The 21,169-nt window shown below is 62.0% G+C and carries 26 protein-coding genes; 11 read left to right on the top strand and 15 right to left on the bottom strand.

Annotated features, from left to right (window positions below):
• Window positions 1-56 precede the first annotated feature (56 nt).
• The 6 genes from ACOOHB_RS01335 to ACOOHB_RS01360 all read right to left on the bottom strand — a co-directional run bounded on the left by ACOOHB_RS01335 (window position 57) and on the right by ACOOHB_RS01360 (window position 2,585).
• The gene (locus tag ACOOHB_RS01335; protein ID WP_420443031.1) at window positions 57-446 is read right to left on the bottom strand and encodes a type II toxin-antitoxin system VapC family toxin; all 390 of its coding nucleotides are present in this window, start codon (window positions 444-446) and stop codon (window positions 57-59) included.
• Complete coding sequence (locus ACOOHB_RS01340; RefSeq protein WP_420443032.1) at window positions 443-673, bottom strand: FitA-like ribbon-helix-helix domain-containing protein; 231 nt, start codon at window positions 671-673, stop codon at window positions 443-445. The genes ACOOHB_RS01335 and ACOOHB_RS01340 overlap by 4 nt, the downstream gene beginning before the upstream one ends.
• A 67-nt stretch (window positions 674-740) precedes the next feature.
• On the bottom strand, window positions 741-1,088 hold the full coding sequence (locus tag ACOOHB_RS01345; protein WP_420443033.1) for a hypothetical protein: 348 nt from the start codon (window positions 1,086-1,088) through the stop codon (window positions 741-743).
• A 511-nt stretch (window positions 1,089-1,599) separates the two neighbouring features.
• Window positions 1,600-2,025: a DUF6941 family protein gene (locus tag ACOOHB_RS01350; protein ID WP_420443034.1), complete on the bottom strand. Its 426-nt coding sequence runs from the start codon at window positions 2,023-2,025 to the stop codon at window positions 1,600-1,602.
• 3 nt (window positions 2,026-2,028) lie between these two features.
• A complete protein-coding gene (locus tag ACOOHB_RS01355) occupies window positions 2,029-2,349 on the bottom strand; it encodes a hypothetical protein (protein ID WP_420443035.1) in 321 nt (106 codons plus the stop codon).
• Complete coding sequence (locus ACOOHB_RS01360; RefSeq protein ID WP_420443036.1) at window positions 2,340-2,585, bottom strand: type II toxin-antitoxin system HicA family toxin; 246 nt, start codon at window positions 2,583-2,585, stop codon at window positions 2,340-2,342. Before ACOOHB_RS01360 ends, ACOOHB_RS01355 begins: the two co-directional genes overlap by 10 nt.
• Window positions 2,586-2,823: 238 nt before the next feature.
• On the opposite strand from ACOOHB_RS01360, the gene ACOOHB_RS01365 reads away from it, so the two are divergent.
• Window positions 2,824-4,002, top strand: coding sequence for a helix-turn-helix domain-containing protein (locus ACOOHB_RS01365; RefSeq protein WP_420443056.1), 1,179 nt, complete (start codon window positions 2,824-2,826; stop codon window positions 4,000-4,002).
• A gap of 189 nt (window positions 4,003-4,191) precedes the next feature.
• Entirely contained in the window at window positions 4,192-4,533 is a 342-nt protein-coding gene (locus ACOOHB_RS01370) for a hypothetical protein (protein ID WP_420443037.1), read from the top strand.
• On the opposite strand, the gene ACOOHB_RS01375 is transcribed toward ACOOHB_RS01370, so the two are convergent.
• The 6 genes from ACOOHB_RS01375 to ACOOHB_RS01400 all read right to left on the bottom strand — a co-directional run bounded on the left by ACOOHB_RS01375 (window position 4,521) and on the right by ACOOHB_RS01400 (window position 8,087).
• Entirely contained in the window at window positions 4,521-4,748 is a 228-nt protein-coding gene (locus ACOOHB_RS01375) for a hypothetical protein (RefSeq protein WP_420443038.1), read from the bottom strand. The genes ACOOHB_RS01370 and ACOOHB_RS01375 overlap by 13 nt on opposite strands.
• Before the next feature lie 156 nt (window positions 4,749-4,904).
• Window positions 4,905-5,132, bottom strand: a complete 228-nt coding sequence (locus tag ACOOHB_RS01380; RefSeq protein ID WP_420443039.1) for a hypothetical protein — start codon at window positions 5,130-5,132, stop codon at window positions 4,905-4,907.
• 88 nt (window positions 5,133-5,220) lie between these two features.
• Window positions 5,221-6,615: a hypothetical protein gene (locus tag ACOOHB_RS01385; RefSeq protein WP_420443040.1), complete on the bottom strand. Its 1,395-nt coding sequence runs from the start codon at window positions 6,613-6,615 to the stop codon at window positions 5,221-5,223.
• Window positions 6,612-7,115 (bottom strand): hypothetical protein, encoded by a 504-nt coding sequence (locus ACOOHB_RS01390; protein ID WP_420443041.1) that lies wholly within the window; start codon window positions 7,113-7,115, stop codon window positions 6,612-6,614. The genes ACOOHB_RS01385 and ACOOHB_RS01390 overlap by 4 nt, the downstream gene beginning before the upstream one ends.
• Window positions 7,096-7,575, bottom strand: coding sequence for a DUF7665 family protein (locus ACOOHB_RS01395; protein ID WP_420443042.1), 480 nt, complete (start codon window positions 7,573-7,575; stop codon window positions 7,096-7,098). The genes ACOOHB_RS01390 and ACOOHB_RS01395 overlap by 20 nt, the downstream gene beginning before the upstream one ends.
• Entirely contained in the window at window positions 7,572-8,087 is a 516-nt protein-coding gene (locus ACOOHB_RS01400) for a hypothetical protein (RefSeq protein ID WP_420443043.1), read from the bottom strand. The genes ACOOHB_RS01395 and ACOOHB_RS01400 overlap by 4 nt, the downstream gene beginning before the upstream one ends.
• A 132-nt stretch (window positions 8,088-8,219) precedes the next feature.
• Between ACOOHB_RS01400 and ACOOHB_RS01405 the strand changes: the two genes are divergently transcribed.
• The 6 genes from ACOOHB_RS01405 to ACOOHB_RS01430 all read left to right on the top strand — a co-directional run bounded on the left by ACOOHB_RS01405 (window position 8,220) and on the right by ACOOHB_RS01430 (window position 18,005).
• Window positions 8,220-9,425 (top strand): helix-turn-helix domain-containing protein, encoded by a 1,206-nt coding sequence (locus ACOOHB_RS01405; protein ID WP_420443044.1) that lies wholly within the window; start codon window positions 8,220-8,222, stop codon window positions 9,423-9,425.
• Window positions 9,418-10,062, top strand: a complete 645-nt coding sequence (locus ACOOHB_RS01410) for a hypothetical protein (RefSeq protein ID WP_420443045.1) — start codon at window positions 9,418-9,420, stop codon at window positions 10,060-10,062. The genes ACOOHB_RS01405 and ACOOHB_RS01410 overlap by 8 nt, the downstream gene beginning before the upstream one ends.
• 81 nt (window positions 10,063-10,143) lie before the next feature.
• The gene (locus tag ACOOHB_RS01415) at window positions 10,144-11,679 is read left to right on the top strand and encodes a type I restriction-modification system subunit M (RefSeq protein ID WP_420443046.1); all 1,536 of its coding nucleotides are present in this window, start codon (window positions 10,144-10,146) and stop codon (window positions 11,677-11,679) included.
• Window positions 11,679-12,932: a restriction endonuclease subunit S gene (locus ACOOHB_RS01420; protein ID WP_420443047.1), complete on the top strand. Its 1,254-nt coding sequence runs from the start codon at window positions 11,679-11,681 to the stop codon at window positions 12,930-12,932. Before ACOOHB_RS01415 ends, ACOOHB_RS01420 begins: the two co-directional genes overlap by 1 nt.
• Window positions 12,929-16,750, top strand: coding sequence for an HsdR family type I site-specific deoxyribonuclease (locus tag ACOOHB_RS01425; protein WP_420443048.1), 3,822 nt, complete (start codon window positions 12,929-12,931; stop codon window positions 16,748-16,750). Before ACOOHB_RS01420 ends, ACOOHB_RS01425 begins: the two co-directional genes overlap by 4 nt.
• A gap of 67 nt (window positions 16,751-16,817) precedes the next feature.
• A complete protein-coding gene (locus ACOOHB_RS01430; protein WP_420443049.1) occupies window positions 16,818-18,005 on the top strand; it encodes a restriction endonuclease in 1,188 nt (395 codons plus the stop codon).
• A gap of 124 nt (window positions 18,006-18,129) precedes the next feature.
• On the opposite strand, the gene ACOOHB_RS01435 is transcribed toward ACOOHB_RS01430, so the two are convergent.
• The 3 genes from ACOOHB_RS01435 to ACOOHB_RS01445 all read right to left on the bottom strand — a co-directional run bounded on the left by ACOOHB_RS01435 (window position 18,130) and on the right by ACOOHB_RS01445 (window position 19,660).
• The gene (locus ACOOHB_RS01435) at window positions 18,130-18,864 is read right to left on the bottom strand and encodes a hypothetical protein (RefSeq protein ID WP_420443050.1); all 735 of its coding nucleotides are present in this window, start codon (window positions 18,862-18,864) and stop codon (window positions 18,130-18,132) included.
• 171 nt (window positions 18,865-19,035) lie between these two features.
• The gene (locus ACOOHB_RS01440; RefSeq protein WP_420443051.1) at window positions 19,036-19,431 is read right to left on the bottom strand and encodes a type II toxin-antitoxin system death-on-curing family toxin; all 396 of its coding nucleotides are present in this window, start codon (window positions 19,429-19,431) and stop codon (window positions 19,036-19,038) included.
• Window position 19,432: 1 nt separating this feature from the next.
• Window positions 19,433-19,660: a hypothetical protein gene (locus tag ACOOHB_RS01445; RefSeq protein ID WP_420443052.1), complete on the bottom strand. Its 228-nt coding sequence runs from the start codon at window positions 19,658-19,660 to the stop codon at window positions 19,433-19,435.
• Between the two features lie 135 nt (window positions 19,661-19,795).
• On the opposite strand from ACOOHB_RS01445, the gene ACOOHB_RS01450 reads away from it, so the two are divergent.
• The 3 genes from ACOOHB_RS01450 to ACOOHB_RS01460 form a co-directional block, all read left to right on the top strand.
• Window positions 19,796-20,569 carry an SRPBCC family protein gene (locus tag ACOOHB_RS01450; protein WP_420443053.1) on the top strand — a complete coding sequence of 258 codons (774 nt, stop codon included), beginning with the start codon at window positions 19,796-19,798 and terminating at the stop codon, window positions 20,567-20,569.
• Between the two features lie 142 nt (window positions 20,570-20,711).
• Complete coding sequence (locus ACOOHB_RS01455) at window positions 20,712-20,981, top strand: type II toxin-antitoxin system Phd/YefM family antitoxin (RefSeq protein WP_420443054.1); 270 nt, start codon at window positions 20,712-20,714, stop codon at window positions 20,979-20,981.
• On the top strand, window positions 20,978-21,169 hold a 192-nt coding region (locus tag ACOOHB_RS01460; protein WP_420443055.1), incomplete at its 3' end, for a type II toxin-antitoxin system RelE family toxin. The genes ACOOHB_RS01455 and ACOOHB_RS01460, both read left to right, overlap by 4 nt.

The following is a 21,169-nucleotide window of genomic DNA, read 5'->3' on the forward strand; positions in this document are numbered from 1 at the left end:
CTGGCGGTCTCGACCACGGCGTGCTCGACCACGGTGGTCTCGTGTGTCCGATGGCGCTAGATCAACTCGATGCTGCAGCCGATGCCGGGGGCGCCGGCGAGTTTGGCGTCGGCAGTGACGAGCGGCGCATCAAGCGCTTCGGCCAGTGCGACATAGACGGCGTCATAGGCGGTCACGTTCGCCCGTAATTCCCAGCAGCGCTCCATGAGACTGCGATGCGAGATGCGCTCAATGGGGAGATCGCGCAGGTCTCTACGGGCCAACTCCGCGCGTCTTGCGTCCATTCGACCTGTGGTCTCGTGCCTGCGCCACGCCGACACGACTTCCACGTCGAGCAGTTCGGGCGCGACGATGCGTTCGCCGCTGAGCCGTCGCCGGGCGGCGTCGCCGCCAGTCCCGTCATCGCCGAGTGCAAGCACCACTGTGCTGGCATCGGCCACGATCATCGCGAGTCGCGATCGGCCCGCACCGCCGAGACCGCCTCAACCCGCCCGATGTTGCCGCCGGCCCGTCCGCCGGCGCGTTCGAGCACCTCGGCAAGCGTCGGTGTGCGCGCCTGCTCGCAAAGCATCTGCAGCAGGTACTCCTGGAGCGACTGACCCGCTCCCACGGCACGCTGCCGAAGCGTCTGGTGGACGTCGCTCGGCACGCTCTTCACCTGGATACTCGCCATGGCCGCACCATAGCGCCACTGTGGCGGCCCACCATGCGAATTAGCGCCACGATGGTCGGCGAGCCGATCATTGTCGAACCGCGCTGCTCGCCATCCCGCCGAGGGCTGGCGCCGGTTCTCCTTCGCGCTGGATCGGATCTTTGAGGTCTTCGGCCGTTCTGAATTGGCAGCTGACCGGCATTAATTCGCCGAGTGAGTATTCGACGGCTGTGTACAGCGGCTCGAGGATGTCCTGGGACCACACAAGAGCGGGGCGATATGGGGGCATTTCGATGACGATGTCGAGCAGACGCTCATCGGTGGCCGGGTGAGCGGGAAGCAGTCTCAGGTAGCGGATGACCGCATCGTCTCCGCGCTCGGCGAACAGCTTGTTCAGCTCGCATGCTCGCTCCAGCAGCGGCCCGAGTTCGCTCATGTCACGACCGTAGCCACATGACTTGTTGTGTCAAGCGAATTCTCAGCGTGGTGCGCTCGGTGTGGTGGGCTCGGCGTTTGGAGGGCCCGATACCGGCGGTCAAACCGAGATCCGCCCGCATGGGTTCAGGAATGCCTGGCAGCGTCGCGACCCGTCGGTGCGTCGCCACGTCGCATGGCGAACGCTGCTTCGACGCAGGGCCGGTCATGCCCGCGTGCTGCCCTGCGGACCGTCATCGTCGAGCTCAAGGTCGCCTCGATTGCCCTGCCACCGCTCGGCTGCGGAAACGGTGGGCTGAACTGGGCCGACGTGCGACCGCTGATTGAGGACAAGCTCCAAGGCCTAGAGACAGAGGTGCACATCTACGCCCCCGCCGGCGCTCCGGCTGCGAGGCGCTGCAGCGCCTCGTGGACCGTTGCTGCCTTGCCGCCGAACTTGGGTGCGAGCCGTGCGAGCAGGTGTTGGGTGCGCACCCAGTTGCAGCTGCACTCCCGAAGTCGAGAGTTCTGTGCTACTGACGAGCCGCCTCGCTCGGAAAGCCGGCGCGAAATGCGAGCGCTGATTCTTCGATGTCTTCAGTCATGAGATCGACAATGACCTGATACCGGCCCGCCGCTGGCAGCTCTACGCCCCGAAAATCGATGGCGAACGGGAGCATCAGCACCTCCCCAGGGTCATTCCCTTCTGGCGGAACATCGACTTGGAAGCCTCCCGACGATTCTGCAAGACGTTTGCCGTCGCTGTCTTCGACCCGAATTCGAATTTCGCGAGGCAAAGCGGCTTCCGCCGGTGCAACCTCGATGACGAGGGCCAGCATGAGCCCCATAGGGGCCGGGTACTGAGGTCTCCACACCCGCGTGATGCCCGCCGAAGCGACGGTCAGCAGACTCTCCCGAACCTGCGCGAAATCACACAGTGCAGCGACGCAAATCTTCATTCGCTACGCGAGGGCCGCCGCAGGTTGAAAGCCGACTCGAATTGCGTCCACGCCGGATGTGTTTGGACGCGACGTTTCGGAGAGGTGGACCGGGTCAGGGACAGCTATCGCTGGCGCAGACTCTGCGAGCCGCACCGAGAGCTGCTCGATGACGCCCTCGGCCTCGGCCCATTCGCGAATGGAGTCGACCAAGTCAGAGAGCCGGTCCGCGCCGCCGGTGAAGCCGAGATCATCCTCGGCCCACCAGCGGGTTCCGCCATCGACGCTCTGGTACACCCGCACCACGTGCATCGGCCGCTCCTTGGGCTCTGCGACTACTTCCATGGTAGGTCTGCGATCTCTTGATCCGTCAAGCGGGCACGCTCGCTCAGCATGTGCCGCAAGGCACGTGGAGGTACGTCGGCTCGGCCAAGGAATGCGAGGCCTATGGGTAGGCGATCGGGTGCGACAAGCTTGCGATGGGACCCTTTCTGCCGCTCTATCTGGTAGCCGACTCGCTGCAGCAGGCGCAGTACCTCGCGGGCCTTGAGTGCCGGGAATTGCGCCGCCGGAATGTTCATGGCGGGGAAACTAGTGACGGCACTACCCCGCGATGATTGATGTTTCGCCGAGAGCGGTTCCCAGTCACAGAGCCAGCGGACGCACTGGGATCGGCAACGTCACCTCTCTGCCGCCGAACTTGGGCGCCAGCCGCTCGAGGAGCTACCGATCCTCCTTGTCGAGCCGCACGGTCGCCTTCGCCACGCCATCGACTGTATTGGACGCCCGTCCGTCCAAGGAAGCGAATTCTCCGAAGAGCTGGGCCGCACGAAGTACTCCCAAGACGATGTGGGAGCCGCTTTGGATGTCAGCCGTGCGATGGTGTCGTATTGGGAAACCGGCACGCGCGTCCCCAACGACCGACAGCTGAGCGCACTGGCGCGGCTCTACGGCATCGAACCCGTCGATCTCCTGGAGGGTCGCGACGTCGAACCGGCGACTGACGGCTTGGTCGGCATGCTGCTGAGCGCCGACGATGCGGTCGATCCTGTCGCTGCCCTGGGTGTCGGCGAGTTCATCCAATTTCTGGACCGATTCGCTGAGTTGGCTGAAATCCTGAACGAACCCATCCGGAGCCTCGCCCAGAGCCCGTTCGTGCATCGGCAGAAGTACAGCCAGAAGGACGACGTGCGCCGCAAGGCGCAGGAGGTTCGCGCCCACCTCGGCCTAGGCTCTGCCCCGATCTTGGATCTTGATCCGATATGCGGGTCGCTGGGCATCGCTACCTACCGTGCGCCACTCGGTGCCGATCTGCGTCGAGCACCCACAGGCGCGTTCCTCAAGCACCCCGAGATGGGCTTCGCGATCTTGGTGAATCTCGACATGACGCCAGGTCGGCAGCGATTCACGGTCGCCCACGAGCTAGCGCATGCGCTGTTCCACAGCGACGAGACCAACCGGGTCCTTTGCCGTGGTGCCGGTTCACGAGAGAGCTTCGCTGATGGGTTCGCCGGCGAGTTCCTGATGCCCAGCGCGGGTGTTCGACGGTTCGCGGAGGAGCTCGGCTTGCCGCCTCGCATCGTCGACCCCGTCGACATCATCCACATCCAGCGGTACTTCAAGGTGTCATGGCCCACAGCGCTGGTGCGGCTTCGCCAGATGAATGCGATTACGCACGACACCTACGCCGAGCTCAGGGACTCTGTGCGCCCGAGGTCGTTGGCGCAATCGCTCGGCTACGAAATCGATGGCGACGACGTCCAAGGCGTCGAGCCGTCGGGGATTGGGCGATTCCCAAGGTCGTTCCTGCGGATGCTGCGACGGGCGGTAGTCACCGAAGTGATGTCGCCCCCGTCCGCAGCTGCGTTCGCCGGGCTAGCGCTTCCCGAATTCGTGCAGATTCTCGGCCAGCCGCTCGGTGATGTCGAGCAAGAGTCGCCTCGCCTTGCGATGGAGTTCGACGAATTCGAAGTCACCGGCGTTGTTTCCGGACACTGAGGGCGCCGAACGCCAAAGCACCGCCTCCCCCTCCAGCGCCTTCATAGGAGGCTCCCGAGCCACCAAGCGAATACGTCGTGCATGTAGCAGCGCCGGCGGTGCTGGTGACCGCATTGTTCCTGACACGGTCGACCCCGGCTAGCAGAGGGCTCAGGGCCAGCGGTGCACCCTGGGAGCCTCGCGTCCAAGATGCGTGCAGACCGCAGTGACGTCGTCGGGATCGCCGGTCAGCACATCATGCTTGAGACGCACCGCGACAGCGACGAGATGGGCGTCGACGACGTCAGATGTCGCCGAGCGCGCCAACAGGCGTCCAACGGCTGGACCGTCATCGAATGGATGCACTGTCAAGGTCTTGACTATCGCCGCGAGGCGTGCCTGCCGGGAGCCGTCACGCCAGACCTGCGCGAGGACGGGATGCGTAGTGTGAAACGAGGAATCGGGCCCTCGCGTAGCGAGGAGAACCTGCGCCGCATCCTCGCCCCTGTCCACGGAGATCAAGACGCCGGCGTCGAGGATCACAGGCCGTAGCGCTCGGCCATCGCCGCGACAGCAGCCTCGTCGGGCGGCCCGCTTTCTCGGGCCCACTCCGCGAGAAAGTCGTCGAGCGCCTCCTGGCGATCTTGATCGGCCGCGAGGCGACGCAGCGCTTCGCGAACCGTGGCGGTCGTGCCGCCGAATGTCGGAGCGAGCCGTTCGAGGAGTTGGCGGTGTTCATCGTCGAGCCGGACGGCCGTCTTCGCCATGGCGCCGACTGTATTGGACCCATGCTGGCCCGTCGCCTGAATCAGCTTGGCTAGCCGTCGAGCGAGCATGAGCGACGATCGTCCCAGGCGACGACAGGCACGCTGCAGGCCCCGCGATCCGCCGTTGTGCTGAGATCAGAACGCCAGCGTCGAGGATTACAGGCCGCAGCGCTTGGCCATGGCGGAGATCTCCTGGTCGCTGAGTGGGCCTTCCTCTTCCTCCCATGCCTTCATGAAGGCATCGAAGGCCACCTTGCGGTCGTGGTCTGAGGCGAGTCGTTGCAGCGCTTCGTGGACGGTGGCGGTCTTGCCGCCGAACTTGGGCGCGAGGCGTTCGAGAATCTGACGTTCCTCGTCGTCCAACCGCACCGTTCTCCTGGCCATGCCATCGACTGTATTGGACCTGTGTCGTCCCGTTGCTTGGATTTCTTGAGACCAGTGTTGGCCGGGCGCAGGCAGCGAAGTGGCCTGCTCACTCGGTTGGAGGTGTCCGTTGGCTGATGGCGGTGTAGCCGGGGTTGATTGGCTGGTCCACTCCTTCGGCGCGTGCAGTGAGAATGCTGCCCGGACTGCGAAGGTCCAGGTTGATCGACGCGTAGTGCTGACCGTCATGAAGGATTCGCAGCAGCTCTGCGACGTTCAGCGCACCTGCGATGGCACCGACGAATGAGGCCGCGGCCGTAGCACCGGCGAGTTCGACGACCCCGCAGTGCGCATCACCGGGTTGTTCGCCCTTGTCGATGCAGTGACCGATTTCGGCCTCATACGCCGGGACGAGCTGGCGTTCCACGGGCTCCGTGTCTGGAAATGCCGACTCTGGCGTGAGCTGCGACGGAAACGAGTGGATGAGCATGTCGAGGTAGTCGGTTGAGCCAGCACCAAGGCCAGCGTCGACCACCCGACAGAACTTTTTGCCCAGTGCTCGTCGCGGTTCAGGCTTGTCGAATCCCGCAAGTGCAAGCTTCGGCTCCTGCAGGTGGGGAACCGTCCTGTCGTCGAAGCGCCGCTCGACCAAGCGGGTCCGATGGCCGAGGACTTCAAGGCATTGCTGAACCATCCTGGTCTTGAGCCGGCCGATGTCGGCCCGCTTGGTCAGCAGACCGGTTGACCAGTTGGCCTTGACGACCACATCGAAGTCAACGAGGAACACCTCTAGTTCTTCGGGATGCTCGTAGGGCAAGCATCCGATGCTCCAGGCATTCGCTTGACCGAGGTGGCCCAAACCGAGCAGCCAGACGCCGCTTGGCAAGTACTGCAATGTTGGGCCGAGTGCCCCAGGCGGCCGCCAATCCAAGTCTGGCCTCCAGAGCGAAAGGCCGACGGTTCGACGACCGGCCACGGGGGAGCCGACCATGTGCTGGAACACCTCCGAGACGCCCAAGGCGCCCGCCACGACGCCTGCGAGGGGGATCGCCGGTTCGCATCGCCCGGCGTCGGCAGTTTCAGTCACGCCGCCGCACCAACCGTTCCATGTGAGGTCCAATTGCAGTTCACGCCGGCCTTGGTGGGACCGGGGTGGCATGGCAATTCGCAACGTCGGTCGGTCTAGATCCAGCCCGTCCACCACGGTGCCACCGAATTCCTCAATGGCATCGACCAGTGTCCGGCCGCGTGCCCAGGGCAACGTGAGTTGTGGATTGTCTGCGATAGTCACCTCGACTCCACCGAGCATCGCTCGGCGGCCCGCGTTGAGGGCTGTCAACAGCGCTGCTTGAGCTGCGAGATCGGCTGCGATGCCTGGGCCCAGCTCAATTTGGAGCACAAGGTCTTCCAGACGGCGGTAGGCCTCGGCAATATCGCTTGCCTGATTCCCGTCGAGCAGGATCTTGGCTGTTCGATTGAGTTCGTCGCGGCCGACGGAATTCATGTCCATCTCCGGACTGACAGGCGTCGAGCAGCATCCCGCCGGAACCATGAAGCCCAGCCACCGTCACCGCAGTACTGATGCACGCCAACGTGGCGGGGCCTGACTCGCCGGGTCGCAAAGTGAGGCACGATCAAGGCGACGTGCCCGTCACGGGCGATCATCGGATTCTGCTTGTCGATGGAACTCTGCTGGACCACGGCGTAGGGATGGGTGTGGACATCCGCGATGACGGTGAGCTTCTTCGCCTCACAGATGTCCCAGAGCTTGCTGAAGGCGTGCCCCTCGATTTCGATGTTCCCGCGCAAGCACATCGGGTCCAAATCGTCGAAGTACTCGACATGAGCGACGCGGCGTGAGTTAGGGAGGGACGCCAGGAGAAACGCCCCCGCCTCGCGCGTGCCTTGTCCTCGCCGGCCAAGCTCGTCCATCAACGAGCGCCACTGCCGCGGCGCCAGCGAGACCAGCGGCTGGCGAGCCGAACTAGATGCCCGAGTAGTCATCGGCGTTCACCAACTCGTGGACACGCCCAAGGAAGAACGCAATGTCACGCTCGGCGTGCCATGCGTCGGCAGGGTGGTCCTGAGCCCATTCGGAATGGGCGTTCAAACCCCTGCCGTCCCATGGGGCGTACAGCGCTTGGCCGTGCTCCCAGTTGGTTCGAAACACATGGCCCGCGCGAGGGCCCTTCGGTCGCCTGTCTGCGGCGAGTGAGGCGTTCAGTCCAAGGTCCCAGGGTGTGGCCGTTGGTGGCCGTTGCGGATAGCCCGACAGATCGATACGCAGCCCGTATTCGCTTGGCGAGTTAGGACGCGCAGCAGCGGAAACAGCGAAGATGCCGATTGGCCAATCGAGATCGACCAACCGCCAACGTCCGCCGTCGACGCCGCTCTGGAACCGAACGGTTTCCAAAGCAGCGCGCAACCCCCGCTCATCGGGCGCCACAGCCAGCAACTCCGTCAACCCTCGAACCGCTTCTTCGGAACGAGATCGAAGTCGACGTCGCAGCGCGGACTCGTTGCGAGCGAGCCGACGTGCACCTCGGAATCGATGAACTCGCTGGTGCCGCGGACGATTAGGGCATGGCGGGGGATTTCCTCGCTCGGAAGCTTGAATCCGCCATCCCCGGCGGCCCAGCGATACACCTGAGCGATAGGTGTCGCTGGGGAAAAGGACCGGTCGTACGCCAGGCCGTTGTAGTGAACTCGCGTCTTGACGCTGGTACAGCAGCCTCGATGTACGTGACATCGCTCGGTTATTCCGGCATCCGCGAGTGAGACCTCGACATCGAGCGGCTCGTCCTGCTCGGCCAACCAGATCGACTCGCCGGATATCGCTGAATCGTCGGTCGTCAGCAGGTCTCCCACACGGCCGTCGCGGCTCACCGGAACCAGCTGCAGGTCCGGTGTGCCCTCGGTGTGGACGTAGACCTCGATGATGTTCTCATCGGTATCGGGGTTCATGGAAGTAGACATGGCCAATCTCCTGTTATGTTTTTAGGCTCCCTACAGGATTCAGTGTAACAGAAGAACGGAATGGTTGCGCCATGATCCGCGATGTAGCAGAATGCGTAACAGAACGATCGCAATGCGGACGAGGGGGATGCGATGAGCCAACTGGGTGAGGCGCTCGCGCGCGCCCGCACGAGCGCCCGCTACTCGCAGGACGATGTGGGTGCCGCCTTAGGCATCAACCGAGCGATGGTGTCGTACTGGGAGTCCGGAACGCGAACCCCGAACGATCGACAGCTCAGCGCGCTGGCTCGCCTCTACGGCACCGAGCCGTTGGTCCTGTTAGAAGGCCGAGACACCCAGTCCGCCGCTGACGACCTAGCAGGGATGCTGCTCCGTGCTGAAGACGAAATTGACCCTGGCGTCGTTCCGGGCGTGCGTGACTTCGTCCAGTTCCTGGACCGCTTCGCCGAACTGGCGACAACTCTGGGCGAACCGATCCGAGGCCTCACGCAGAGTCCATTCGTATTCCGGCCCAGGTTCAGCCAGAAGGATGACATTCGGCGCAAGGCTGAGGAAGTCCGCGCGCACCTCGGACTCGGAATTGGTCCGATCCCTGACCTCGATCCGATTTGCGAGACGTTTGGCATCACCGTCTACCGCGCACCCCTCGGGTCGGACCTCAGTCGCGCCCCCTCGGGAGCCTTCTTGAAGCACCCCGACGTGGGCTTCTCGATCTTGGTCAATCTGGATATGACACCGGGTCGGCGCCGTTTCACCGTCGCGCATGAGCTGGCGCACGCTCTGTTCCACAGTGACGAGACCAATCAGGTGCTGTCGCACGGCAGGGGTCCGCGGGAGAACTTCGCCGATGCCTTCGCCGGCGAGTTCCTGATGCCGAGCGAAGGCATTCGACGCTTCGCGGAAGAGGTCGGACTGCCGCCGCGCATCGCCGATCCGGTCGACATTGTTCACATGCAGCGATATTTCAAGGTCTCGTGGCCGATGGCGCTGGTGCGGTTGCGCCAGTTGAACGCGATTGCAGCCGACCGATACGCAGAACTCCGCAAGTCGGTGCGTCCGGTATCGCTCGCCCGAGCTCTCGGCTACAGCATCCATCCTGAAGAGATCGCACAAGATGCCGAGCGGTGGCGGGTTCAGCGCTTTCCTATGTCGTTCCGCCGGATGCTGCGCCAAGCAGTGGTGACGGAGGTCATGTCGCCGCCGACAGCCGCCTCGTTCGCTGGGTTGGCTCTTCCCGACATCGTGCAAATCCTTGGACGGCCTCTCGGCGGTGAGGAGCAGGAGTCACCGCATCTCGAGGCAGAGTTCAACGAGTTCGAGGTCACCGGCGTTGTCTGAGGGTCCGTACATCGTCGACACCGTGGTGCTGGTGTATTTCCTGCTGGTTGCGCAAGAAGGGCTGCTGTGCGACCTGCTGGGCAGGCCGCTCCAAGTTCCGTTGGCTGTATACGACCCAGAGGACCGCGAGCTTCTGACAGCGACGTCGGCGAGATCGGAGCTGTTGTCAGAAATGCGGCAGTCGGTGAGGTACTACGAGACCTCGGCGACCTTGGCAGCGGAATCGGAGTTGCCGGATCATGCGATCGAATCGCACGCAAGGATCAAACGTGTCGATGACCTCTACGACGACGGCCGCCTCGTGACGGTCGCGATGACTCCGCAAGAGCAGGTGCTTGCCGCGCAACTCCAAGGCAGCGAAGCGGCCGGGCACGGGCTCAAGTTCAGGCTGGCCGCAGGCGAGGCAGCATGCGTAGCGATTTCGTATGAACGCGGGTGGACAATCGCGACGGACGACGCCGATGCCTTGAAGGTGCTCAGCCGACTGCACAACGGCCAGGAATATCCCTACGAACGGATTCGCAAGTTGCTGATTCGTGCCGCCGACGAGGGATGTATCTCGCGCGAGGACGCAAACCGCCTGCACGACGAGATGCGTTCCTTGGGATTCTGGGACTCCAGTCAGCCCTTCGACTGAGCGTCTTGCGGCTCCCGAGCCTCGTCGCGACGCGGACACGTGTCTGCGGCAAGAATGTGGCGGTTCGTCGGAAGGATGGGTGTGGCGACAGATCTTGGTGAACTGCAGAGCAAGCTCTGGGAGACGGCCGACCAGCTGCGGGCCAACTCGGAGCTGAAGTCGTCCGAGTACGCATCGCCGGTGCTGGGGCTCATCTTCTTGCGATACGCCGACCAGCGATTTGAGCAAGCGACGGCCGAGGTCGGCGAGGGCAGCAAGCGTCGGAAGATCGGGTCCGACGACTACAAGGCCATCGGAGCGTTGTACCTGCCGGAGGAGTCCCGATTCGAGCGGCTGCTGGAGTTGCCCGAGGGCACTGATCGCGGTAGGGCGATCAACAAGGCCATGGAGGCGGTCGAAGAACACAACCAGGACCTCCGTGGCGTGCTACCGAAGGACTACTCCCGCATCCCCGATGACATCCTCGGCGAGCTGCTGCGACTCCTGCAGTCCCTGCCCGAAGCCATCGAGGGCGACGGATTCGGACTGATCTACGAGTACTTCTTGGGCAAGTTCGCCCTGGCCGAAGGGCGGGGCGGCGGTGAGTTCTTCACGCCGACCTCGATCGTGCGCCTCATCGTAGAGATCCTCGAACCGTTCCACGGGAAGATCTACGACCCCGCCTGCGGCTCGGGCGGCATGTTCGTGCAGTCGGCGCACTTCGTCGAGCGCCACCGCGGCAAGCCCAGCGATGAACTCTCGATCTACGGTCAGGAGCGGGTGGCCGACACGGTCCGGCTTGCAAAGATGAACCTCGCCGTCCATGGTCTCGGTGGTGACATCCGGCAGGGCAACACCTACTACGAGGACCTGCACGACTCGTTCGGCCAGTTCGACTTCGTCATGGCCAACCCGCCGTTCAACGTCAACGGGGTCGACAAGGCCAAGCTCGAAGACGACGATCGATTTCCCTTCGGCCTGCCCACTGCCGACAACGCCAACTACCTGTGGATCCAGACGTTTTACTCAGCCCTCAACGGCACGGGACGGGCCGGCTTCGTCATGGCCAACTCGGCATCGGATGCCCGAGGCAGCGAGCTTCAAATCCGCCGCAAGCTGATCGAAGACCGCTGCGTTGACGTAATCGTCGTCGTCGGAACCAACATGTTCTACACCGTGACGTTGCCGGTGACGCTGTGGTTCCTCGATCGTGGGAAGAGGGGCACCGAACGCGAGGAAAAGGTGCTATTCGTAGACGCCCGCGGAATCTACAACCAGATCGACCGATCCCACCGCGACTGGACGCCAGAGCAGATCGAGTTCCTTGCTAACATCGTCCGACTTTGGCGCGGCAAAGAAGCTGAATTCGAAACGGAAAGCGAAGAGTTGCTCACGGATGTGATGCCACAAGGCGTCTACGCAGATGTAGCTGGGTTATGTGGTCGTGCAACGCTCGAAGGCATCGAAGATGAGAACTGGAGCCTAAACCCGGGGCGCTACATCAGCGTACCCGCGATGGACGATGGTGTCGATATAGAACAAGCCTTGCCACCACTACGAAAACGGTTGTCGGAGCTCACAGCGGAGGCCGATCAGCTATCAACGCTCGTCAACAGGAGTCTCGAGACATTCGCATGATGCCTCTATCGCAACTGTGCACAGCAATTGTCGATTGTGAACACAAAACAGCGCCCAAGTCCGCTGATGGTGCCGGTTACCCCCTTATTCGGACGAGCGACATTGGACGCGGCCGACTGGACGTCACTCACGCTCATCGAGTTGATGCGGCCGCATACGAAGCATGGACTCGTCGCGCTGTCCCGCAACCGGGAGACTTAATCTTGGCGCGCGAAGCTCCAGTTGGAAATGTCGCAATCGTGATGTCCGACTCGGAGCCTGTATTAGGACAACGAACAGTCCTCATCAGACCGAACGAAGAATTGGTAGACGCGCGTTACTTGACGTACCGCCTGCTGTGCTCCGACATCCAATACTGGATGAACGCAGTGGCAAACGGAGCGACTGTTCCTCACCTGAACGTCGAGGACATCCGATCCCTGCCTGTTCCATCGCTGCCACCACTTGTCGAACAACAGGAGATTGGGACGACTCTGTCAGCGTTTGATGACCTGATCGAGAACAATCGGCGCCGAATCGAGATTCTTGAGGAGATGGCGCGGTTGTTGTATAGAGAGTGGTTCATACACTTCAGGTATCCCGGCCATGAGAATGTCGAGCTCGTTGACTCCGACCTCGGCCCAATCCCTGCGAGCTGGGAAGTGGCACAAATCGCTGAAGCATTTGACACTGTCGGCGGCGGCACACCGTCTAAGGAAGTAGAGGACTACTGGCTTGACGGCGAGGTTCACTGGTTCACACCGACGGATTTGACTCGCGCTGGATCTGCCTTTGCATTCGAGTCAGGCTTGAAGATCACTGAACTGGGACTCAGGAAGAGCTCCGCAAGACTGTTTCCTGCTGGCTCAGTGATGATGACGAGCAGAGCAACTGTAGGTGTCGTCAGCATTGTAACTTGCGAGGCTTGCACCAATCAGGGTTTCATCACCTGCGTGCCATGTGAACGTATGCCGTCGAGCTACATCTACTTCTGGCTTCGTGAGAACGTGGATCTCTTCTTGAGCCTTGCGGGAGGGGCGACGTTCAAGGAGCTGCGGAAATCGACGCTTCGTGATCTGCCGATTCCCGTACCGGCTGCTGAGCAGATGAAGGCATTCGAGGCGCATGTCGGACCGATGATGACGCTAATCAAGAATCTGCTTCGACAGAACGATGTCCTGCGCGCAGCCCGGGATCTGCTGTTGCCGCGTCTGGTGTCGGGAGAGCTCGACGTCTCGGCACTGGACTTGGAATTGGAGGTTGTGCAGGTGTGAGCCCTTCCGGCCTGACTGAGGACGAACTGGTTGAGCAGCCGGCATTGCAACTGCTGTCGCAGCTCGGCTGGGCGGTGGTCTCCGGCTTCGACGAGTCCCTCGGCCCCGCAGGCTCTCTCGGGCGTGACTCACAGTCGGAGCCGGTGCTCGGCCATCGGCTTCGCGATGCGCTACGTGCCCTGAATCCCGGAATGCCGGACGCCGCCCTCGACGAGGCGGCCGAGCAGCTTGCCCGAGACCGTTCGGCGATGGACGGAGTGCGGGCGAACCGCGAGACCTACGAGTTGCTGCAGCACGGTGCCAAGGTCGAGGTCACCGGCAGCGACGGATCTACCCGTGCCACCACCGTTCGTTTCATCGATTGGAACCGGGTTGACGCCAACGACTGGCTGGCTGTCTCGCAATTCTGGATCGCCGGCGACATGTATAAGCGCCGAGCCGACGTCGTGCTGTTCGTCAACGGCATCCCGCTCGTGCTCATCGAGCTCAAGGTGTCGCACAAGAATGTCCGTGACGCCTACGACGACAATTTGCGCGACTACCGCGACACGGTGCCGCACCTGTTTTGGTTCAACGCCTTCGTCGTGCTCTCGAATGGGGACAAGACGCGCATCGGCTCCACCTTCGCCCCGTGGGGACATTTCGCCGAATGGAAGCGGATCAACTCCGAAGGCGAGCAGGGCGTGGTTTCGCTGGAGACAGCGCTGCGGGGCACGTGCGATCCCTACCGGATGCTTGATCTCGTCGACAACTTCGTCGCCTATACCGAGCGTCCCGGCGGCCTGGTCAAGGCGCTCGCCAAGAACCACCAGTACCTCGGAGTGAACAACTCCCTCGAAGCTCTGCGGGAGCTGCAGCAGCGTGAGGGCCGGCTCGGAGTGTTCTGGCACACGCAGGGATCGGGCAAGTCCCTGTCGATGCTGTGGTTCACACAGAAAGTGCTCCGCAGGGAACCCGGCAACTGGACGTTCGTACTGGTCACCGACCGCAGGGAACTCGACGAGCAGCTCTACGAGACATTCGCCGACTCGGGTGTGATCACCGCGGGCCAGCGAGTGCATGCCGAATACTCGGCCCATCTGCGGGAATTGCTGGGCCAGGACCACCGCTATGTGTTCACGCTGATCCACAAGTTCATCCCGCCCGAAGCCGGCCAGCGCATGCCGGTGCTGTCCGAGCGCGACGACATCATCGTCATCACCGACGAGGCTCACCGCACCCAGTACGACACGCTTGCCGCGAACATGCGCCTGGCGCTGCCCAACGCCTCCTACCTCGGGTTCACCGGAACGCCGCTGATTGTCGGCGAGGAAGAGACGCGGCGCGTCTTCGGTGACTACGTCTCGGTCTACAACTTCCGGGACTCGATCGCCGACGGCGCGACGGTCCCGCTCTACTACGAGAACCGCACGCCCGAGCTGCAGCTCACCAACGACGACTTCGACGAGGAACTCGAAGATCTGTTGGAAGAAGCAGAGCTTGACGACGCACAGGAGCGAGCGGTCGCCCGTCGGTTCGGGCAGCAGTACGAACTCATCACGCGACCGCAGCGCCTCGAAGAGGTCGCCGCCGACCTGGTGCGCCACTTCATCAACCGGGGATTCCGGGGCAAGGCCATGTATGTGGCCATCGACAAGGCCACCGCGGTGCGCATGTTCGACCTGGTTGAAGCCGAGTGGACTCGCTACTTGGCCGAGCTTGGGGCTGAGCTGGAGAGCACGCCCGAGCTGGAGAGTCCGCATCTGGAGGCTCGCATCGAGTTCATGCGCAGCACCGACATGGCGGTGGTGGTTTCGCAGGCGCAGAACGAAGTTGCCGACATGGCCGACGCCGGGCTCGACATCGCCAAGCACCGCAAGCGAATGGTCACCGAGGACCTGGACTCCAAGTTCAAGGATCCCGAGGATCCGTTCCGGCTGGTGTTCGTGTGCGCCATGTGGCTCACCGGCTTCGACTCGCCCTCGACGTCGACGGTGTATCTCGACAAGCCGATGCGCAACCACGTGCTGATGCAGACGATCGCTCGAGCCAACCGGGTGTTCCCGGACAAGGACAACGGACTCATCGTCGACTACGTGGGCGTGTTCAGGAACCTGGAGCGGGCGCTGGCGATCTATGCGGCGGGGCGCCCCGGGGACGATCGCGACGGGTCAGGAGTCGCCATCGATTCGCCAATCCGGCCCAAGGACGATCTGATCGCGGAGCTTGACGCTGCGCTCAGTGAGACGGTCGACTTCTGTGACACCAACGACATCGACCTCCACGACCTGGAGTCGTCGCAGGGGTTCGAGTTCATTGCGTTGCAGAAGGCCGCGGTCGAGGCGCTGCTGGTCGATGAGCAGACACGGCGTCAGTACGTCGCCCTGGCGCGGCTGGTGCGCTCGAAGTTCAAGGCGCTACTGCCCGATCCGGAGGCGATGGCGGTCACGCATCGGGTGGCGGTGATCCGCTCGATCGCATCGAAGATCGAGTCGATGTCGGAGGCTCCCGACATCAGCGGAGTGATGAACTCGGTCTCGGACCTGCTCGACCGATCCGTCGGTGCCAAGGAGTACATCATCCGCTCGGCCGGTGACGCCGATCCGCTGCTTGACTTGAGCCAACTCAACTTCGAACAGCTCGCGTTCCACTTCGCCGCGAACAAGCGCACGGTTGCCAAAGCGATCGAGAAGGACCTCGAACAGCGTCTCGACGACGCCGTGCGGAAGAATCCGACACGCCTGGACCTGGCGGAGCGGTTCCGCCGCCTGATCGATGAGTACAACGCCGGGACGCACAACCTCGAGGAGTTCCTGCGCCGGCTTAAAGCCATCAACGACGAGCTCACCGAGGAGGAGCAGCGAGCCGTCCGGGAGGATCTGAGTGAGGCCGAGCTGGCGATCTACGACCTGCTTACCAAGCCGGAACCGGAGCTGACTGAGGCCGAGGCGCGCAGGGTCAAGGGCGCTGCCCGCAGGCTGCTGGAGCATGTCGAGGACAAGCTCGTTCTCGACTGGAAGAAGCAGCAGCAAACCCGGTCAGCGGTCAAGGTTGCGATCAGCGATGTCTTGGACGACGAACTGCCTGAGGTTTACGATCCTGAGCTTTTCAAGACGAAGGTTGGAAGCGTCTTCGACCACATCTACACCAGCTACTTCGACGAAGGCGGCAGCGTCTACGAGGCGCCCGAGGCCAAGATTCGTTCCACCGCTGCGGTCGCCACACTCCCGGCAACCGCCGAGGACATCGGCGACGAGTTGCTTGAGCTGGCAGCCGTGGACCCCGAGATCCGGGCACGGCTCATGGAGAAGTTGCTCGGCGCCGACGCCACCTGGGCATGTCTAACCGAGGAGCTGCTTGGCGGTGAGACCCGGGAGGTGGAATACAAGCAGACCGCTCGTTGGAACGTGCGGGAGCAGCGCAAGGACCGCGCGATGGAAGAGGTGGTAGTCAAGACCGTCGCCGGGATGCTTAACGACCACGGTGGGACGCTGATGATCGGTGTGACCGACGGCGGCGAGCCAGTCGGCCTCGGTGACGACTACGCGCTCGTCAGGCCGCCGAACGCCGACGGCTTCGTCAACTGGCTCGACACGCTGTTCGAGAACAATCTCGGCCACGTCGGCGCCAACCGCCTCACCATCCGTATGGACCAGGTCGACGGCCACGACATCTGCCGCATCGATATCCCCGCCAGCTCCCGCCCCATCTGGGTCAAGAACCCCAAGGGCACCGACACCCTCTACCAACGCCGCAACAACTCCACCCGCGCCATACCCGCTGACGAGATCGAGTCATTCCTCACCGACCGCGTCAGCAGGGATCGCTACGAGCCTTAGCCGTAGACGACTAAGTGTTGAATTCAAGTATGCCTCTCGTCTTCACCAAGTAGAAAGTCAACAAGTCATGGAAGAAGTCGATCTCTCCGAGGCGCTTGAGCAATTCGATCGCGTGTTGGCAAATATCGAATTGCTCGAGAAGATCTGGAAACGCTTTGAGCCACATATCCCCGAGTCCATTTCATTTGGGCTTGACACCGACGAAATCGAACAGATGCGTCGTGAATTCGCAGATACCGTTGAATCAATGCCCGCTATAGATGGACACCGAATCGAAACAGAATTGCCGATTCTCGATGACATTTCGCATATGAGATTCGAATACGCCGAGGCAAGTCTTGAAATCGAAGGATACCGACATTTACAGGATTACATCCAGGAGCCCAAAAAGGCGATCGATGACTACAGATATCGTGTTATCAAGCTGCGCAGAAAACTCGCTCGCAAACGCATTGAACACGTTGTCGGAATAGTCGACGAGTGCCTGAGGAATACAACTGAGACCGAATATGGTCGTGAATTCAACGAGGGTATCAACGGCTGGCCTCTCCTCGGTAACGCCCTAGATGAAATCGAGCGTCTGCGTGGTCAAGACACATTGCAGCATACTCGAGTCGGCGATTTCCGTAGGCACATATATTACTCCGACGCCCATGATTTACGGGATATCGTGGAGCGGGACTGGCCCGATGTTCGTACTGCACTAGTCGATATGGTATTCGAAGGTGAGCCTCTTTCCGTCGCAGTAGGGGACTTAGGCGAACTAGTCAGAGCGGAGCCCATGGGCCCCGTTACCAATCGCTTACCGTGGGAGCGCTTGAATTCAGAATCATTCGAACGTCTCATCTTTGACTTGCTGCGTCTGACACGCTCATACGATAATGTCGAGTGGCTAACGCACCCCAATGCGCCTGACCGCGGCCGCGACATATCGACTGAGCGCATCACTGTTGATGACTTGACTGGTACGCGACGTGTGCATGTAGTGGTCCAGTGTAAGCACTGGCAGAGTCGATCCGTCAACATTGAGGACCTTGTTTCACTGTTGGAGAAAGTTCAGCTTTGGTCGAGGCGGTTTGCCGTGGTGATTGTGGCGACATCAGGTCGATTTACCCAAGATGCCGTCGATTGGCGCGAAAAGCGCGACCAGGTGGGCACATTTCCGCCAGTCGAATTTTGGCCAGATTCACACCTGGAACATCTTCTAGCATCAAGGCCTGCTATTCGGGCACAGTACTTTCGAGACGCGGAATAAGGGCCTGTACTGTAGCCCACAGGTCCTTCGCGCTTGTCAGTCCCATAATACGCCACGAGCCGGCTGCGAGGTATTCAACCTTCAGTAGCTTGCCGAAGGACTGGCCAAAGCGAAAAGCTCGCAATCAAAAGAAGCGAATCAATGCATAAATTAGGGCCCCGACGAGGCCTAGAGATGCGGTAACGATTTCGGCTATTCGCTTCCGTCCGATGCCCGTACGTGGAGTGTTTGTGCCGGTCTGTTGGACATCGCGAAGCTCGATACGATTATGGTCGCCATGAACCACAACTTCCACCGCTTGGGAAGCCACATCCGATGATGGAATGCGCTGGTCTTCATACATACCGGCGCGCATTTCACTCGCCAATTCAACAGCAATTGTGCACACACGTTCGACGACTTCCTTGATGGAGACCGCTGCAACGCTCCAATAGAGTGCATGGATGTTGTTGCTGGATTGATTGGTGGCATTCATATAGTTGACTATTGTGGCTGCCTGCGGCGGCATCAGCTTCAATGAATCCTCATTGTTTGCTGCGGATGTAATCATCTCAACGAGTGCAGGTAGCGAATGTCTCAGTTCAATCGTCTCGCTAATGTCCTCACGGCAGAATTCAGGCAGCTGAAACGGCGATATCTGCTGGCCGGTTATCTGCCAGCGAAAGTTTGTCCCGTCTATGCACAAGGGTGCCGAGATGAATCGATAGTCGGGCAACTCTACATCAATCTCATAGCCGTGAAGTTCTTGCGAAGCCCAGCTTCGAAGTTCTGAGCTTCTGGAGCGGCCACCGAGCGTTACACACAGTCTGAGTGCCTTGACAGCATCTCCTTCTAACGCGTTCGATTCGATCTGATCCAACAGCGACGTACTCTTCACAGCATCACGCCCAACGACGTGGCCGCAATGGCATCAGCTATCGAACGCCTCGCGCTGGACGGTGGAGTGAACGGGCCTGAGTGGCGAAGAGACGTCAGAATCGAAGTTGAATTGCTTGGGTTCAATAGCGCGTCGAATTGGGAGCGTTGCTGTTCAGCCATCCAGTCCCTCCAGCCGGGCCCGGATCCATGCCGTGAGATCGTTACGACTGATGTGGCCGGCTGCTACGCCTGTGACAGTCTTGAAAGCCGCTTCAGGCGGCGAGAGATTGAGATCGTGCTCGTTCAGGTTCAGGAACTGGAGTGTTGCGAGCACCGCGATTCGCTTGTTTCCGTCGATGAAGGCGTGATTTCGCGCCATGCCGAACATGAGCGCCGCGGCCTTGGCTTCGATGAATGGGTGGAACTCAACCTCGGCAAAGCCAGCTTGAGGCTGGGCGAGAGCGGAGTCCGCCAGCCCCAAGTCGGTCACATGTACGAGCGCGTCGACCTCGAGCCCAAGGACCTCGCACGCGATGGCGAGCACGTCGTCGAGCTCAAGGTAGATCACGTCAGCTGTCTGCCAGCATGTTCAACAGTTCCTGGTGGCGCTCGAGATTCCTTCGCAGAAGCGCTTGGAACTCCGGGTCCTTGCGACGACGCTCGACGTGCTCGGCAAGCGCATCGCGGATCACATCGCTCACGGTGGAGCCATCGACGTCGGCGACGGTTCGGGCCTGATCCGCCAGTGCCCGATCAATGCGCAGCGTCAAGTTTTTCGTGTCGGTCTGTGTGGGCATCCAATCCTCCCCGTAGCAGGATTGCGGTTGAGCGTAACTGCTCGATGGCGAGATGGCAAGGTATCTAGATAGCTGCACTTGCGGACGAGCGACGCGGTGGTCGCAGGCGTGGTTGATACGAGGCAGGCTGTGGGCATGGCAGACACGGGACGGGTGATCGACCTTTCGGTCGAGGTGGTTGGCGACATCGAGACGGTATGGCGGGCGGTGGCGACGGGGCCGGGGATCTCGTCGTGGTACGTGCCGCACACGATCGAGGAGCGCACCGGGGGAGCGGCGACCGCATCGTTCGGGCCCGAGCCCGAGATGCAGATTGCCGGCCGGGTCGCTGCCTGGGAGCCGCCGCACCGGGTGCTGTTCGATGGGGGCGAGGGCGTTGGGGGGCTGTCGTTCGAGTGGATCATTGAACCGCACGACGACAACACCTGCACCGTGCGGCTGCACAACCCCGGCTTCGGCGACGACGATCCTCAGTACGAGGCCATGGTGGACGGCTGGAAGCTGTTCATGGCCAACCTCGGGCTGCACCTGGAGCACTTCGCCGGCCAGACCGCAACCTCGGCGCTCCCGATGGTCATGTGGCCCGTCACACCCGACGAGGGCTGGCAGATCCTTGTCGGCGGCCTCGGCATTGACGAGCAGCCCAAGGTGGGTGACCGCCTCGACGTGGCGGCCGACGACGTGGCGAAGCTGGGCGGCAAGGTCGTCGATGTCGGCCCTCGCCGCATCGCTCTGCTGGTCGACGATCCCGCACCGGGCACCGCGTTCCTGACGTCCGAGGACGGCGGCGGGTTCACGATGGTCTCGGTCTGGCTGTACGTCTATGGCCCCGAAGGCGCCGCAGCCGCGGAACGGGACGATCCACGCTGGCGCGCCTGGCTCGACGACCGCGCCCCTGCCGGCGATTGAGGTTTGAGGCGAGCGCCAACGGTCGGCTGTCGCGCGCCGCATGCGCGTACATGCGGTTCGTCAGGCTCGTTGAGCTGGCTCAGCTGCTGCAACGTCGGAATCCGGTTGAAGTCCGGTACCGCATCGTGGCACAATTGTGGCCATGACGACTGAATCGCTGCGGACGGTACGAGACGGATTCTCCGACTTCGTCGATCGGGTGTGCAGGCACCACGAACGCATCGTCGTCACTCGCAATGGCACCCCTGCAGCCGTCCTCATCAGTCCCGAGGATCTTGAGTCGATGGAGGAGACGCTGGCGATCCTGTCCGACCCGGATGCAATGGAGGAGATTGCGCTGGCCGAGCGTGAGATTGCCGAAGGCAACGTCGTGCGCGGCGTGGAGGCTGTCAGGGCGCTTCGGCCACGGTGAACGCGGCACCGTACCGCATCGTGGTCGCACGCTCCGCGGCCGCGGCGATCGCCGAACAGCTTCCAGAAGCCGTCGCCTCGGCCGTCATCGAGCTGATTGCAGGGGCCTTGGCCGAGGCGCCGCGCAGGGTCGGGAGGCCGTTGCGCGATGAACTTGAAGGTAGGTGGGCTGCGCGTCGCGGCACATTT

Origin of the sequence: Candidatus Poriferisodalis sp. (assembly GCF_965215815.1) — a bacterium.
GTDB lineage: Bacteria > Actinomycetota > Acidimicrobiia > Acidimicrobiales > Poriferisodalaceae > Poriferisodalis.

Excerpts from the sequence above, each read along its gene's own strand:
- ACOOHB_RS01445 (WP_420443052.1), bottom strand. The coding sequence starts at position 19,660 with ATGCCCACACAGACCGACACGAAAAACTTGACGCTGCGCATTGATCGG.
- ACOOHB_RS01370 (WP_420443037.1), top strand. The coding sequence starts at position 4,192 with ATGCGTGCAGACCGCAGTGACGTCGTCGGGATCGCCGGTCAGCACATC.
- ACOOHB_RS01390 (WP_420443041.1), bottom strand. The coding sequence starts at position 7,115 with ATGACTACTCGGGCATCTAGTTCGGCTCGCCAGCCGCTGGTCTCGCTG.
- ACOOHB_RS01385 (WP_420443040.1), bottom strand. The coding sequence starts at position 6,615 with ATGAATTCCGTCGGCCGCGACGAACTCAATCGAACAGCCAAGATCCTG.
- ACOOHB_RS01345 (WP_420443033.1), bottom strand. The coding sequence starts at position 1,088 with ATGAGCGAACTCGGGCCGCTGCTGGAGCGAGCATGCGAGCTGAACAAG.
- ACOOHB_RS01405 (WP_420443044.1), top strand. The coding sequence starts at position 8,220 with ATGAGCCAACTGGGTGAGGCGCTCGCGCGCGCCCGCACGAGCGCCCGC.
- ACOOHB_RS01350 (WP_420443034.1), bottom strand. The coding sequence starts at position 2,025 with ATGAAGATTTGCGTCGCTGCACTGTGTGATTTCGCGCAGGTTCGGGAG.
- ACOOHB_RS01375 (WP_420443038.1), bottom strand. The coding sequence starts at position 4,748 with ATGGCGAAGACGGCCGTCCGGCTCGACGATGAACACCGCCAACTCCTC.
- ACOOHB_RS01335 (WP_420443031.1), bottom strand. The coding sequence starts at position 446 with ATGATCGTGGCCGATGCCAGCACAGTGGTGCTTGCACTCGGCGATGAC.
- ACOOHB_RS01455 (WP_420443054.1), top strand. The coding sequence starts at position 20,712 with ATGACGACTGAATCGCTGCGGACGGTACGAGACGGATTCTCCGACTTC.
- ACOOHB_RS01355 (WP_420443035.1), bottom strand. The coding sequence starts at position 2,349 with ATGGAAGTAGTCGCAGAGCCCAAGGAGCGGCCGATGCACGTGGTGCGG.
- ACOOHB_RS01450 (WP_420443053.1), top strand. The coding sequence starts at position 19,796 with ATGGCAGACACGGGACGGGTGATCGACCTTTCGGTCGAGGTGGTTGGC.
- ACOOHB_RS01340 (WP_420443032.1), bottom strand. The coding sequence starts at position 673 with ATGGCGAGTATCCAGGTGAAGAGCGTGCCGAGCGACGTCCACCAGACG.
- ACOOHB_RS01400 (WP_420443043.1), bottom strand. The coding sequence starts at position 8,087 with ATGTCTACTTCCATGAACCCCGATACCGATGAGAACATCATCGAGGTC.
- ACOOHB_RS01430 (WP_420443049.1), top strand. The coding sequence starts at position 16,818 with ATGGAAGAAGTCGATCTCTCCGAGGCGCTTGAGCAATTCGATCGCGTG.
- ACOOHB_RS01360 (WP_420443036.1), bottom strand. The coding sequence starts at position 2,585 with ATGAACATTCCGGCGGCGCAATTCCCGGCACTCAAGGCCCGCGAGGTA.
- ACOOHB_RS01380 (WP_420443039.1), bottom strand. The coding sequence starts at position 5,132 with ATGGCCAGGAGAACGGTGCGGTTGGACGACGAGGAACGTCAGATTCTC.
- ACOOHB_RS01420 (WP_420443047.1), top strand. The coding sequence starts at position 11,679 with ATGCCTCTATCGCAACTGTGCACAGCAATTGTCGATTGTGAACACAAA.